Origin of the sequence: Bradyrhizobium sp., from assembly GCF_030646015.1 — a bacterium.
Taxonomy (GTDB): domain Bacteria; phylum Pseudomonadota; class Alphaproteobacteria; order Rhizobiales; family Xanthobacteraceae; genus Bradyrhizobium.
On the sequence record NZ_JAUSLT010000010.1, the window covers coordinates 13,961 to 27,764 of the forward strand.

The 13,804-nt window shown below is 65.1% G+C and carries 12 protein-coding genes; 6 read left to right on the plus strand and 6 right to left on the minus strand.

What is annotated here, in order from left to right; all coding sequences use genetic code 11:
- Positions 1-4: 4 nt before the first annotated feature.
- Positions 5-1,420, plus strand: coding sequence for an NAD(P)/FAD-dependent oxidoreductase (locus Q7T45_RS00870; RefSeq protein WP_304866193.1), 1,416 nt, complete (start codon positions 5-7; stop codon positions 1,418-1,420).
- Positions 1,421-1,626: 206 nt separating this feature from the next.
- Entirely contained in the window at positions 1,627-2,859 is a 1,233-nt protein-coding gene (locus Q7T45_RS00875) for a rhodanese-like domain-containing protein (protein ID WP_304866195.1), read from the plus strand.
- Here Q7T45_RS00875 and Q7T45_RS00880 read toward each other — a convergent pair.
- The 3 genes from Q7T45_RS00880 to Q7T45_RS00890 are packed head-to-tail and all read right to left on the minus strand — an operon-like array spanning position 2,773 to position 5,389.
- Positions 2,773-3,459, minus strand: a complete 687-nt coding sequence (locus Q7T45_RS00880; RefSeq protein WP_304866197.1) for an SEC-C metal-binding domain-containing protein — start codon at positions 3,457-3,459, stop codon at positions 2,773-2,775. The two genes, Q7T45_RS00875 and Q7T45_RS00880, sit on opposite strands and share 87 nt — an antisense overlap.
- A gap of 4 nt (positions 3,460-3,463) precedes the next feature.
- The gene (locus Q7T45_RS00885; protein ID WP_304866199.1) at positions 3,464-4,186 is read right to left on the minus strand and encodes a DNA-3-methyladenine glycosylase I; all 723 of its coding nucleotides are present in this window, start codon (positions 4,184-4,186) and stop codon (positions 3,464-3,466) included.
- A 24-nt stretch (positions 4,187-4,210) separates the two neighbouring features.
- Positions 4,211-5,389: a cupin domain-containing protein gene (locus Q7T45_RS00890; protein ID WP_304866201.1), complete on the minus strand. Its 1,179-nt coding sequence runs from the start codon at positions 5,387-5,389 to the stop codon at positions 4,211-4,213.
- A gap of 153 nt (positions 5,390-5,542) precedes the next feature.
- Here Q7T45_RS00890 and Q7T45_RS00895 point away from each other — a divergent pair, with 153 nt between their 5' ends.
- Entirely contained in the window at positions 5,543-6,109 is a 567-nt protein-coding gene (locus tag Q7T45_RS00895; RefSeq protein ID WP_304866204.1) for a thiamine pyrophosphate-binding protein, read from the plus strand.
- Positions 6,106-6,705, plus strand: a complete 600-nt coding sequence (locus Q7T45_RS00900; protein ID WP_304866206.1) for a thiamine pyrophosphate-dependent enzyme — start codon at positions 6,106-6,108, stop codon at positions 6,703-6,705. Before Q7T45_RS00895 ends, Q7T45_RS00900 begins: the two co-directional genes overlap by 4 nt.
- Before the next feature lie 25 nt (positions 6,706-6,730).
- Here Q7T45_RS00900 and Q7T45_RS00905 read toward each other — a convergent pair whose 3' ends face one another.
- The 3 genes from Q7T45_RS00905 to Q7T45_RS00915 form a co-directional block, all read right to left on the minus strand.
- Positions 6,731-7,657: a LysR substrate-binding domain-containing protein gene (locus Q7T45_RS00905; RefSeq protein ID WP_304866207.1), complete on the minus strand. Its 927-nt coding sequence runs from the start codon at positions 7,655-7,657 to the stop codon at positions 6,731-6,733.
- 22 nt (positions 7,658-7,679) lie between these two features.
- Entirely contained in the window at positions 7,680-8,018 is a 339-nt protein-coding gene (locus Q7T45_RS00910) for a hypothetical protein (RefSeq protein ID WP_304866210.1), read from the minus strand.
- 101 nt (positions 8,019-8,119) lie between these two features.
- Entirely contained in the window at positions 8,120-9,376 is a 1,257-nt protein-coding gene (locus Q7T45_RS00915; protein ID WP_304866213.1) for an Hsp70 family protein, read from the minus strand.
- Between the two features lie 266 nt (positions 9,377-9,642).
- Here Q7T45_RS00915 and Q7T45_RS00920 point away from each other — a divergent pair, with 266 nt between their 5' ends.
- Together Q7T45_RS00920 and Q7T45_RS00925 are read left to right on the plus strand one after the other, a co-directional pair.
- Entirely contained in the window at positions 9,643-11,976 is a 2,334-nt protein-coding gene (locus Q7T45_RS00920; protein WP_304866216.1) for a Tex family protein, read from the plus strand.
- Between the two features lie 309 nt (positions 11,977-12,285).
- Entirely contained in the window at positions 12,286-13,647 is a 1,362-nt protein-coding gene (locus Q7T45_RS00925; protein WP_304866219.1) for an adenylosuccinate lyase family protein, read from the plus strand.
- Positions 13,648-13,804: the final 157 nt, after the last annotated feature.

Consider the following 13,804-nt stretch of genomic DNA (forward strand, 5'->3'; position numbering starts at 1 on the left):
ATGCATGAAATTTGCCGCCGAGCATGATGTCGTAATCCTGGGGGCGGGTCCGGCGGGAACCTCGGCCGCCATTCGGTTGGCCCAGATGGGGCTGGACGCCGGCATCGTGGAGCGCCGCCGCTTTCCGCGCGGCCACGTCGGCATTTGCATATCGGATGAAACCGTCGCGCTGATCGATTACCTCGGCCTCGGCCGTGAGTTCAACAACGCGCAATTCTGGCGGCGCAATCTCTCTGCCGTAAGGTGGGGGGATTCGGAAACAAGGCTCGTTCCGCAGCAGGGATATCATGTCGATCGAGCGGTCCTCGACGGACTCTTGTTGTGCAGGTCGCGTGCAGCGGGAGTGAGGGTTTACCAGCCAGTCCAGGTTCAGAAGGTGGAACGACTGCAGGATTCGAGCTGGGGGGTAGCGATCGCGTCTGACGATCGGCGCCAGTTCCTGAAGGCGCGATTCATCGTCGATGCCGCCGGACGGCGTCCGGCGATCCCGGGGGCTCGCATCAAGGATGGCCCGCCGCTGCTGTCGATCCATGCGAACTGGGCGCTCAGGGGGATGGTCGAGTTCGACGGGTTGATCGAGGCCGGGGAGGACGCCTGGCTTTGGTATGCCCGGACCGCACGCGACCGCGCGGTCGTCTCGGCTTTCTGCGATCCGCGCCGCGTTGCAGCGAGCGAGAGGGGCGGCGTGCAAGCGAAGTATGCGGGCCTGCTTCGGCAATTTCGTGCCCTGAGCCTGGAGCAAATGGGCGAGCAATGTTCCGATCCGCAGGCATGCGATGCCACCAGTCAGCATGCGGAGGATCCCGTCGGTAACAGCTACATTCGGCTTGGTGATTCCTGTTTGAGCGTCGATCCGCTGTCCTCGCAAGGCGTGCATCTGGCATTGCAGTCGGGTCTCCAGGGCGCAATCATCGTCAACACCATGCTGAGGAAGCCGGAGAACGCCGAGCCTGCACGGCAGTTCTTTCGCATGCGCATCACCGAGCGGGTCGGTCGCTACACCGGCCGGACGAAACAGGAGTATGCGCGCGTGTCGGCAATGTGCCCGAACGCATTCTGGCACGAGCGTGCAGGCGGCGCCCCGGTGGTCGAAGCCGCCGGGCCTTATCCACCGCTGGAACCCGCGCCGCGAGGGCCGGCAGATCAGGTCGCCGTGTCGCCCCACGCCACGCTCGATGCGGCGCCGGTGATAGATGGCATCTTCGTGCAGGTTCGCCAGGTCGTCCGGCACCCCAACATCGACGGTGGCGTTGCATATGTCGAGGGCGTGGATCTGGTTCGATTGCTTTCTGCTCTCCCGCCCAGCTTCGCCTACTGCGACATTCCCTGGATATGGCGGAACCACATCCCGCTAGCTACCGGGAGCAGGATCGCTTCATGGCTATGGGACAAAAGCATCCTGGTGCAGGCAACTGGCTGACGCGCAAGGCACCGGCAGGCCCCCGTCCTGTGCGCGGCGTGTACCGGATCAATCGGTGACCTCGATCGAATTGGACTCGCACCATTCGCGCGCCTGATCGCGAGCCGCCTGATTGAGTGTCTGCGGAACCTTTCCCGGTCGCCGTCGTGATGTTAAGCCCATGACGCCGGCACGAAGTGTCCTGCATTTTTTTGGGATCACCCTCCATGACCGCGCTATCCATCGCCCCCTCACAAATCCGCAGCATGCTGTTGCTGCGCGACGAAATTGCGTTGCTCGATTTGCGGCATGAGGCCGCCTTCGCCACCGGCCATCCGCTGTTCGCCGCCAACATGGCGGCCGGCCGCATCGCGCTCGAAGCCGAAACGAGGCTGCCGCGCAAGGATGTGCCGGTCGTTGTCTACGACGCCGGTGAGGGCCTGGTGGCGCAGGCCGCGGATTGCTTCAAGGCGCTCGGCTACACAAACGTTCGTCAGCTGGCCGGCGGACTGCAGACCTGGCAGGCGGCAGGTTACGAAGTCTTCCAGGACGTGAACTCCTACGCAAAGGCATTTGGCGAACTGGTCGAATCCCGTCGCCACACGCCCTCGCTGCCAGCCGAGGAAGTCGCGGCGCTGATCGCGAGCAAGGCGAATATTGCGGTGCTCGATGTCAGGCGGTTCGACGAATACGCCACCATGAATATTCCGGGCTCGGTCAGCGTGCCCGGCGCCGAACTGGTGCTGCGCGCCGGCCGCGCCGCGCCGGATCCAGCGACCACCATCATCGTCAATTGCGCCGGCCGCACCCGCTCGATCATCGGCACCCAGTCGCTGATCAATGCCGGCGTCACGAACAGAGTGGTGGCGTTGCGTAACGGCACGATCGGCTGGACGTTGGCCAAACAGGAGCTCGAGCATGGCGCCAACAGGCGCGGCGAGGTCGGCGCCTTCGCGGGCGCCGAAGCCAATGCCCGCGACGTCGCCTACCGCGCCGGCGTCCGACACCTTGGTCGGGAAGAAGCGTTGGCGTTAACGGCACAGACCCCCCGCACGCTCTATCGCTTCGATGTCCGCTCGGCGGAGGAATATGCCGCCGGCCACATCGCAGGCTTCCGCCACTATCCGGGCGGCCAACTGGTGCAGGAGATCGACATGGCCGCGCCGGTGCGCGGCGCGCGCATCCTGCTGACGGACGATAGAGGCGTGCGCGCCGACATGACCGCGTCCTGGCTCGCGCAAATGGGCTGGGAGGTCTACGTGCTCGAAGGCGGCTATGACGGCGCGCTGGAGATGGGACCGCCGCTGGTGTTACCAAGACCCGATCCGTCGCACCGCTACCGGCGTCCCTATGAAGGCACCGACGTCGATACATCAGCGATGCAGGCCTATCTCGATTGGGAATACGGCCTGGTCGAACAGCTCAAGCGCGACGCCAGCCACGGGTTTTTCGTGATTTGAGGTCGGAAGATAGCGGTGCGAACCGGCGACGGCTTCGCGCGGGCATATCCTCAGCCGGAGTTCAGCCAGTCTTTTTGCCGTCAAACGTTCCAGTTCGGCAAAGTATGGGACGTTGACGTCGCCCTCCGGATCGCGACCTGCTTTCGCTTCACGCATCAGTTCGTTGAGATGGCCGGCGAGGACCGAACCGACGGCATGAATCGCTTCGTGACGGTCGAGCCCCTGATCCATCAGCCGCGTCATGGTGCGCCGGGCCGGAAGTTCATCGCCCTCCGCGATCTGGTTCTCGACGACGGCGTGGATCACCGCGTGCAAGGTGCTGCGTTCCGCCTCCGACCTCGCATCCCGGTGATAGTATTTGACGGCGTCGATGCGTTCCTGCTCGCCGGCCGCGAGCCATTCGTCCGGATCAGGTTCGACCAGCGGGTCGTAGTCCTGCATTTGCCCGTCCGCGTCTTCGAAATCGTCCCACTTTTCCAAGGCGTAGGGATCGCCGACCGCTACGGTCGTTGGCGGCTCCACGCGCTGCTTGTCGAGACAGCATTTCTTGAATTTCTTGCCGCTGCCGCAGGGGCAGGGGTCGTTGCGTCCGACCCTCATGGCGTCATTCCTCCCCACCGGCGAAACGCGCCAGCGTCTCGCTGCTGTAATTCTCGCCGACCGACAGGGCGCAGATGCGTGACAGATGCGTGTACGGCAGGCCGGTCTCCTCGGCCCATGCGTTGAACTGGGCCTGCACCTTGGCGAGATCGCGCTTTGAAGTAACCGTCTCGGCCACGTCGAGGCCGGCATCCCGCAGGCACGCGACCACGTCCCTTGACGTCACGAACCCGTCCCAGCCGAGGAAGCGCAACAGCATCTGGCCGGTATTGCCGCCGAGCCGGCTGCCGCGTTTCGCCAACAGTTCGAGCAATCCGGCCTCGTCGGAGGATGGCCATTGGGCGAGGAACTTGCCGAAGCTGCCATGTTCCTTCGCCACTTCCCTGACGAAGCTGGCGTTGGCGCGGACCGACATGATCTTGGCGCCGTTGCGGACAATGCTCGCATCCTTCATCAATCCGTCCCAGAACTCATCGGGCTGCAATGTGAGCTTGCCCGGCTGGAATTTGAGAAACGCCTTCTCAAATCCCGGCCATTTTGCCTCGATGACGCTCCAGGCGAAGCCGGCGCAAAACGCGCGCCGGGTCATCTCCGCCAGCACGCGGTCGTCGCCGAGTTTTGCGAGAGCCTTCGGGTCCGGCTTCGGCGGCAGCAATTTGTTCAGTGCCTTGGCTCCGCCCTTGCGCTTCTCGGCGCGGGCGCGGATCGTCTTGAACGGTATGGTCATAGATAAAATCCTGCGTCGGCCGACCTATTTGCCGGGCCCGTTCCTGCCGGTGACAAACACATCGCGCTGCGGAAACTTCGCGAACAACTCCGCCGGCTGCCCGAAATTGGTGGCCAGCACGTCGGCGGGGTTTGCCGCGATCCATTGCGTGAGGTCGATGGTCTCGTAGATCCCGGCATTGAAACCGATCAGGATGCGGGCGGTCTTGCTCCCGACATTCTCGATCGAGTGGCCGTAGCCCTGCGGGATGTAGCCGACGTCGCCCTGCTGCAGCTGTTCGGTCCTGACGCGCCCGTGCGAGCCGAACAGGGTGACGCTCACGCTGCCGTCGATGACGTATTGCCACTCGTCGGCATTGGGATGCCAGTGCAGCGTTCGCAGCGCGCCGGGATCGAGGTCGAGCACCACGCCGGTGATGGTCTTGGCGATCGGGAAGCGGGTTGAGTCGACCCGCCATTCCCGGCCGCCCTGATAGACGCCGTGCGGCGGCTGCGCCAGCAGGCGATATCGGTGCGTCTCCGGCGGCAGCTTCCAGCCCTGCAGCGGCACCGAGGGCTCCGCCGGAGGCGGCTTGCCGCGCGCAAAATACACCTCCTCCCGGGGGAAGGTGTCGAACGCCGACTCGGGCAGTCCAAAATTCTTCGCCAGCAGCGGTTTCGGGATATGTCCGATCCAGTCGGTGATGCTGAAGGTGCCGAATTCGGAGAAGTAGCCATTGTCGAAGATCAGGATGAAATGACAGGGCTTGTCGCCGAGGCACTGCAGCATGTGTCCGTGCCCCCGCGGAAAATACCAGACGTCGCCCGGGTCGAAGTCGTTGGTCTCGGCGAGGCCGGCGGGATCGATCACGGTGGTGCGAACGCGCCCCTCGATGACGAAGGCCCATTCCGCCGCGGTGGCGTGCCAGTGCAGCTCGCGCATCGCGCCGGGCTCCAGCCGCATGGAAACCCCGGCCAATCCCCTGGAAATCGGCAGCTGCGTGACCGTGGCCTCCTTGCCGGAGCTGTTGCCGATCACCTTGCCCTCGGACTTCTCGAGCGCGAACTTGAAGGTCGGCAGATCCTTGCCCGACAGCGAGGGATCCGGAACATTGTTCATGAAGCTCGGATCGCCGGCCATGGCCGGCGGCGCGCCGGTGAGCGTCGCCAGCGTCGCTATGGCCGCGGCCGTGACCAGAAATTCCCGGCGTTGCGGATCGGACATGTCGACCTCCCGTTTTCGCGCAATCTAGCGCGCATTCGCCGAGAGTTTCAATTTTGCGATAGAAGCCATAACGACATTGGGCGTCGTGCGCCCCGCCAAAACCATCTAGTCTGCGCACCAAACCCGAGAAACCGACGTGAGGAGCGCCATTCGATGGCAGAAACGACAGCCAAACCGAACCCGGCGTCTCCGCCATTGCCGTCGTGGCCGGACGATGTCTACCGCATCCTCAAGGAAGCCGGCGTCAAGCAGGTCGCGATGGTGCCGGATGCCGGCCATAGCCGGCTCATTCGCGCTTTCGATGCCGACCCGGAGACGCGGCTTGTCACGCTGACGACCGAAGAGGAAGGCGTGGCCATGCTGGCCGGCGCCTGGCTCGGCGGCCAGCGCGGCGTGCTGCTGCTGCAGTCGAGCGGCGTCGGCAACTGCATCAATATGCTGTCGCTGCCGGCGATCTGCCACATGCCGCTGTTGATGCTGGTGACGATGCGGGGCGACTGGGGCGAGTTCAATCCGTGGCAGATTCCGATGGGGCAGGGCACGCAGGCCTCGCTCGAAGCCATGGGCGTCATCGTGACGCGCGCGGACACCCCTGATGATGTCGCGCCGACCGTCTGGGGCGCTGCGAACCTCGCCTTCAACACCTGGCGGCCGGCTGCGGTCCTGATCGGGCAACGGGTGTTGGGGGCCAAGAACTTCAAGGAGCTGGCACGCAAATGACCAATCCCAACGCACTGCTTCATCGTCGCGACGTCGTCAACGAATTGCTGCGCGACCGCGGCGATATCCTGGTCATCGCCGGTCTCGGCGCGCCGAACTGGGACGTCTCGGCCGCCGGCGACCACGCCAACAATTTTCCGCTGTGGGGCGCCATGGGCGCCGCCGCGATGATGGGACTGGGCCTCGCGCTGGCCCAGCCGAAGCGCAAGGTGCTGGTGATCACCGGCGACGGCGAGATGCTGATGGGTATCGGCTCACTCGCCACCATCGCGGTGGAGAAGCCGCCGAACCTGACCATCGCGGTGCTCGACAACGAACGCTTCGGCGAGACCGGCATGCAGAAGACCCACACGGCCTCCGGCGTCGACCTCGCCGGCATGGCGCTGGCCGCCGGCATCCGCACCTCGCAAACCGTCAGAACCATGGAGCAGGTGACGGAGATCCGCGATCTCGCCCACCAGGGCAAGGGAACGGTGTTCGCGCTGATGAAGATCAATCCCGAAGCCTTGGTCTTTACCTTGCCGCCGGCCGACGGCGTGATCCTGACCACGCGCTTCCGGCAATCCGTTCTCGGCGATGAGGCGCTCTACAACTGAGCCGGGATACGGGCAAGCGCGGCCTTCAGCCAGCCAGCTTGATGTTCCAGAGGCCTTCTTTGGCCAGTTGCGCGATCTCGGCAATGATCAGCGCCGAGATCGTGCTGGTGGCGATCGAGGACGGGCGCGCGATCGGCGACGCCAGAAGCAGCTCGCGGGAAACCGACGGGTTCACCAGCGCCGCCATCTCCAGGCGCTTCGCCGCCAGCTCGGCGCGAATCGCCGACGCCGGCAACAGCGTGTAGCCCAGCCCCTCTTCCATCAGCGCGATCTGGGCGCGGTAGGAATCGGCCTCCATCATGGTGTTGAGCGTCAGTTTCTTGCGGGCGACGGCCTTTTCCAGCAGCACCCGCAGGCCATGCGAAATGCTGGGAAGGATCAGCCTTTGCTTGACCAGCCATTCCAGCTCGACCTGCTTTTTCCTTCCCAGGCCCGAACCCGGCGGACCGACCACCGCGAGATCCTCGTGGCCGATCGAGTGAACGGAAAGATGCAAATCATCGGCGGGGCCATAGGTGATCGCGAGGTCCATCTCGCCCCGGTGCAGCCATTCGACCAGATGGCCGCCATAGCTTTCGACGATGCGCAGCGAGATATCGGGCAAATCAGTGATGATGCGGCGGGCCAGCCGGCCCGACAACACCGCGCTGACGGTCGGCACCAGGCCGAGGATGACCCGCCCCGAAGGTTTGCCGCTGGCCGATTGAATATCGTCGCGCACCTGTTCGATCTGACGCACCAGGCCGGTGGTGCGGTCGAGCAGGATCTGGCCGGCGCTGGTCAAGAGCATGCCGCGGCCGTTGCGGATGAAGAGCTCGACCCGAAGCTCGTGCTCGAGCAGTTTGATGTGCCGGCTCAGCGCCGGCTGGGCGGCCCGCAGCCGGTCGGCCGCCTTGCTCAGGCTTCCGAGCTCCGCGACCGCCCGGAAGGTTCGCAGTTGTTTGAGATCCATCCGCTACCCCAAGGATACTTCCTCAGGCCTTTGTCTTCCTGGATGCCTTCTTCGCCGCCTTCTTGACGGGGTTGGCGACCAGCTTCTTGGCCGGCGGCGCGGCCTCGGCCGCATGGCGCATCGATCGGGCGTAACTGTCAGCGGCATTGTCGGCGGAAATCTGCAGCCGCCTTGCGGCGGCCGCCGCCTGTTCCATGGTGTTTTTCGCGATCAGCTTCAATTTGGCCTTGGCCTCGCTGTTCTTCGCCTTGGCGGCGAGGCCGGCGTAGCGATCCCGCCGCTTCTTGGCGGCGGCCATCAGACCCTTGTATTGTTGTTTCGCAAGCTGCCGGATTACGACATCCAGATCGGCGTCCGCCATTTTTCTCTTTCCCCAACTGCCATCCCGGCATTCCGTTCGATCGACTATGCAATTGCCGGGCAGGCATTGCAAATAGGCCTCAGTCGATCAGCGGCACCGCCTCAGTTCCCGGGCCCGTAGCGCCGCAGCGCCTCCAGCGTCAGGCCCTTGCCGACCGCGCCAAAGGTATCGCCCTCGACGATTCGGGACGACGGCAGCGCCTTGGTAATGGCCTTGCGGACATGGGCGAGCCGCACCGAACCGCCGGTCAGGAACACGGCATCGATATCGCTGGCGGTCAAGCGCGCCTGGTTTAGACAAATCTTGATGCGGGCCGCGATACGCTCGGCCAGTTGCCCGGTGTGGCTGACCAGATCGGGGCGGCCGATGGCGGCGGCAAGGCCGGGTGCTACCCATTGCAGGGGGATGTCGGCCCGGCGCGTGTCGGACAGCGCGATCTTGGCGTCCTCCACCTCCATCGCCAGCGTGTGGCCGCGCTGTTCCTCGACCACCCGCACCAGCCGGGTGAGCAATTCCGGCTCGCTGGCCTCCTGCCGGACCTGGCGGATGTCGGCGATCACGCGCGGTTCGTACATCCGGTTGATGTTCGACCAGGTCGCGAGGTCGTGGAAATAGCTCGAGGGCACGTCGAGGCCGGGGCGCTTCATCGGGCTGCCGAAACCGAACAGCGGCATGACCACGCCGAGGCTGAGCTGGCGGTCGAAATCGGTGCCGCCGATCCGCACGCCGTCATTGGCGAGGATGTCCGAGGAGCGGTCGACCTTGCCGTGACGCTGCGGCCCCAGCCGCACGATCGAGAAATCCGAAGTGCCGCCGCCGATATCGGCGATCAGGGCGATCTCCTCGGCCGAGATTTCGCGCTCATAATCCAGCGATGCCGCGATCGGCTCGAACTGGAAGGTGACCTGATCGAAGCCGATTTCGTGGGCAATGTCGCGCAGGGTCTGCTCGGCTTTGCGGTCGGCGTCGTCGGCGTTGTCGACGAAGTGCACGGGACGGCCGTGCACCACGTCGCGCAGCTCGCGGCCGGTGGCCTGTTCGGCGCGCCGCTTCACCGCCCCCAGATAATAGGCGATGACGTCGCGAAAGCTGGTCCGCTCCCGCCCCAGCCACGTCGTCTCCTCGATCAGCGAGGTCCCCAGCACCGATTTCAGGCTGCGCATCAGCCGGCCGGGCGCGCCCTCGACATAGCTCTCGATCGCCTTGCGTCCGATCAGCACCGCGCCGTCGGTTTCATAGAAGATCGCGCTCGGGATCGTGGTGTGGCCGGCCTCCAGCGCGGTCAGAACCGGCGCATCGCCCTCGATCGTGCCGAGCGTGGTATTCGACGTTCCGAAATCAAGTCCGCAGATCGACATGAGCGCTTCCTGAGGGGGAGCGTCCGTCTACACAGTTAGATGCCATCGATCCACCTTTATCTTGGGAACCAAATGCCGACCTCATCCTTCGAGACGCAACGCGAAGCCGCGTTGCTCCTCAGGATGAGGTCGGAGATGATTGAACGACGTTCGTCCACAGAACAATTTGTTCTGCGCCGGGTTGATGAATCAAGCGGTCATGGTCCATAAGCGTTTCCCGCGGCTGATCAAGCAAACGCTGCGACAGCTTTGAGAAAGAATCTCGCGTGGCAAACATCTATCGGCAGATTGCGGAAGAGCTCGGCGTTCGCGAACAGCAGGTCGAGGCGACGGTGACGCTGCTCGACGGCGGCGCCACGGTTCCGTTCGTGGCGCGCTACCGCAAGGAAATCACCGGCGCGCTCGACGACGCGCAATTGCGCACGCTGGAAGAGCGCCTGAACTATCTGCGCGAACTCGAGGCGCGCCGCACCGCGATCCTCGATTCGGTCCGCGAACAGGGCAAGCTCGATGCCGCGCTCGAAGCTGCCATTCTCTCCGCCGATACCAAGGGACGGCTGGAAGACATCTATCTGCCGTTCAAGCCGAAGCGCCGCACCAAGGCCGAGATCGCCAAGGAGGCGGGGCTGGAGCCGCTGGCCGATCTGCTGCTGACCCAGCCGGAGAACAAGCCGACATCAGCGGCAAAGCCGTTCGTCGATGCCGAGAAGCAGGTGCCGGACACCGCTGCCGCGCTCGACGGCGCGCGTGCCATTCTGGTCGAACGCTTCGCCGAGGATGCCGACCTGATCGGCGCGTTGCGCGAACAGGTCTGGTCGAACGGCCTGCTGACGTCGACGGCGCGCAAGGGCAAGCGGACCGAGGGCGAGAAGTTCAAGGATTATTTCGAGTTCAGCCAGGCGCTGAGCAAACTGCCGTCGCACCGCATCCTCGCGATGTTCCGCGGCGAGAAGGAAGAGATCCTCGACCTGCAGATGCTGCCCGAGCCGGTCGCGGCCACGCCGCCGCCGGTCAGCTCGCATGAGATGAAGATCATGCAGCGTTTTGCGATTTCGGATCAGGGCCGGCCCGGCGACAAATGGCTGCTGGAGACGGTGCGCTGGGCCTGGCGCACCAAGATCCAGGTGCATCTCAACATCGATCTGCGGATGCGGCTGTGGGATGCCGCCGAGCAGGAAGCCGTGCGCGTGTTCGCGTCCAATCTGCGCGACCTGTTGCTGGCGGCGCCGGCCGGCGCGCGCGTCACCATGGGGCTCGATCCCGGCTTCCGCTCCGGCGTCAAGGTCGCGATCGTCGACGCCACCGGCAAGGTGGTTGCCACCACGGCGGTCTATCCGCACGAACCGCAGCGGCAGTGGGACGCAGCGCTGGCGACACTCGGCAAGCTCGCCGTGCAACATCGCGTCGACCTGATCGCGATCGGCAACGGCACCGCGTCGCGCGAAACCGACAAGCTCGCCATGGAGCTGGTCAAGCTGCTGCCGGATCTGAAGATGTCGAAGATCGTGGTGTCGGAGGCCGGCGCGTCGGTCTATTCGGCCTCGGCGTTCGCGTCGGAGGAATTGCCGGAGCTCGACGTCACCCTGCGCGGCGCGGTCTCGATCGCGCGGCGGCTGCAGGATCCCCTGGCCGAGCTGGTCAAGATCGATCCCAAGGCGATCGGGGTCGGGCAATACCAGCACGACCTCGGCGAGAGCAAGCTGGCGCGCTCGCTCGATGCCGTGGTGGAAGATTGCGTCAACGCCGTCGGGGTCGACGCCAACACCGCCTCGGCGCCGCTATTGGCGCGGGTGTCAGGCATCGGCTCGGGGCTGGCGCAGAGCATCGTGCAGCACCGCGACGCCAACGGCCCGTTCAAGTCGCGCAAGGCGCTGAAGGAGGTGCCGCGGCTCGGCCCGAAAGCGTTCGAGCAATGCGCCGGCTTCCTGCGCATCCAGGGCGGCGAGGATCCGCTCGACGCCTCCGGCGTGCATCCGGAAGCCTATCCGGTGGTGCGCAAGATCCTGACCGCGACCAAGAGCGACATCAAGGCGCTGATCGGCAATGCCGAGATCGTGCGCCAGCTGAAGCCGCAGGCCTTCGTCGATGACACCTTTGGTTTGCCGACGGTGACCGACATCCTGCGCGAGCTGGAAAAGCCAGGCCGCGATCCGCGCCCGGCCTTCAAGGCCGCGGTGTTCAAGGAGGGCGTCGAGACCCTGAAGGACCTCAAGAAGGGCATGATCCTCGAAGGCACCGTCACCAACGTCGCGGCGTTCGGCGCCTTCGTCGATATCGGCGTGCACCAGGACGGCCTCGTGCACATCTCCGCGATGTCGAAAACCTTCATCAAGGATCCGCGCGAGGTGGTGAAGTCGGGCGACATCGTCAAGGTCAAGGTGCTGGAGGTCGAGGTCGCCCGCAAGCGCATCGCGCTGACGCTGCGGCTCGACGACGAGATCGGCGCCAAGGGCGAGCGCAAGCAGCAGGAGAGGCCGCGCGATATTCCCGCGAAGTCGATGACGTCATCGTCACCGGCCAAGTCGCAACAGCAATCCGGCGGCGCACTGGCCGAAGCGATGCGCCGCGCCGCCGAGAAGAACGGCGGGCCGAAGGCTTAAGAGAGCGCCGCCATCGCGATACAGCGCCGGGCGACTCTTCTCCCCTCCTCCCACGCGCACTTGCGCGTGGCGGGGAGGGGTCGGGGGTGGGGGGTCTATCAGCGCATGCGGTGTGAGTCGTTCGCGCATGCCGGCAGTGAGACTGTGCCATTCGACGGGCAGCGAATTTGCTGAAGCACCCCCCACCCCCGACCCCTCCCCGCCGCTTCGCGGGGGGAGGGGAGAAAACGCATGACGGACAGATCGCGTGCGGTGCGCTATACCCCGCTGTAACGCTGTCCGCTGCCCCGCGATTCCCCAAGGAAACCCATGCCCGCTTTCCCGACCTCCACCACCGTGCTCGACTCCATCCTGTTCCGCGACGCCTTCGGCACGCCTGAAATGCGCGAGGTGTTTTCGGACTTCAGCCTGATCTCCCGCTATGCCGAGGTCGAGATCGCGCTGGCGCGGGCCGAGGCGCGCTGCGGCGTGATTCCGGCCGAGGCCGCGGAGCACATCGCCAAGCGCACCGACGTCGCGGCGTTTGATTTCGATCTGTTGCGCCGGGAGACCGATATCGTCGGCTATCCCATTCTGCCGCTGGTCCACCAGATGACAAGACAGTGCGGCGAGGCCGGCCGCTATGTGCATTGGGGCGCCACCACGCAGGACATCATGGATACCGCCGTGGTGCTGCAGCTGCGCGCCGGCCTTGATATCATCGAGGCGGATATTCTGGCGTTGCGCGGCATCCTCGCCGACCTGTCGAAGCGTTATCGCGATACGCCGATGGCGGGCCGCACCCATCTGCAGCAGGCGCTGCCGGTGACGTTCGGCTACAAGACCGCGATTTACCTCGCGATGTTCGACCGTCACGCCGAGCGCCTCGAACAGTTGAAGCCGCGCCTGCTGGTCGGCCAGTTTGCCGGCGCCGCCGGCACGCTGGCCTCGCTCGGCGACAAGGGATTTGAGGTGCAGCAGGCATTTTGCGAAGAGCTCGGCCTCGGCGTTCCCGTATCGACATGGCATGTCGCGCGCGACGGTTTTGCGGAAGCCGTGAATTTCCTCGCGCTGGTGACCGGCTCGCTCGGCAAGATCGGGCTCGACATCATGATCATGGCCTCGACCGAATTCGCCGAGCTCTACGAGCCGTTTGTAAAAGGCCGCGGCGCGTCCTCGACCATGCCGCAGAAGCGCAACCCGATCTCGTCGGAGCTGATGCTGGCCGCCTCCAAGGCGGTGCGGCAGCATGCCGGCCTGATGCTGGACGCCATGGTGCAGGATCTCGAACGCGCCACCGGGCCGTGGCATGCGGAATGGATGGCGATTCCGGAGAGCTTCGTGCTGACCGCCGGCGCGCTCAACCAGGCGAAATTCGCACTGGCCGGCCTCGTGGTCGACGAGAAGCGGATGGCTGGCAATCTAGACATCAGCCGCGGCCTGATCGTCGCGGAGGCCGTGATGATGGGGCTGGCGCCGGAGATCGGCCGGCAGGAAGCGCACGATGTCGTCTACGACGCCTGCCGCCTCGCCAACGACAACGCCATGACGCTGGCCGACGCACTGTCGGCCGACTCGCGGGTGACCGCGCGGATCGATCGCGCCACCATCGACCGGCTGACCTCGCCGAAAAACTATCTCGGCCTCGCGCCCCAAATGGTGGACCGGGTGCTGGCGGCGTCGAAGCGTTGAAACTCGTTTTCTTTTTGAGGACGTGTCCTCTCACCCTCCCCTGGAGGGGGAGGGTCGACGCGAACCCGGCGATGCGAAGCATCGTCCGGAGAGCGGCGGGGTGGGGTGACAGTCTCTCATCTCGAACGATGCCCGAGTTGAGAGATCACCCCACCCC